Annotated in this window: 1 pseudogene; it reads left to right on the top strand. The window is 42.9% G+C overall.

The window, feature by feature from the left end:
• Positions 1-63: 63 nt before the first annotated feature.
• Positions 64-273: pseudogene (locus tag KVT32_RS30040) on the top strand (SAM-dependent methyltransferase); the annotation flags it as partial.

Genomic DNA, 273 nt, shown 5'->3' with positions numbered 1-273 from the left:
TATTCTTATCTACGCGTTCACCCTGAACTCGGACGCGTTCAGAAGACTACAGGCGAAAGTCCGTTGTTTAACCTGATCGACAAGATTAATACCCACGCATGGCCCTTCATCAGTATTTATCATGACTACGACGTTATTGGCCAATTCTATGGTGAATTCTTGCGGTACACTGGTGGCGACAAGAGATCGCTTGGAATTGTTTTAACACCAAGGCATATAACGGATCTATTCTCCCGATTAGCGAACGTTCAAAAAAATAGCATTGTGTTTGAT

Origin of the sequence: Achromobacter sp. GbtcB20 (assembly GCF_019091095.1) — a bacterium.
In the GTDB taxonomy this organism is placed as follows: domain Bacteria; phylum Pseudomonadota; class Gammaproteobacteria; order Burkholderiales; family Burkholderiaceae_B; genus Achromobacter; species Achromobacter mucicolens.
Note: the sequence above shows the minus strand (reverse complement) of the source record. Positions and strands in the feature narration are given on the sequence as shown.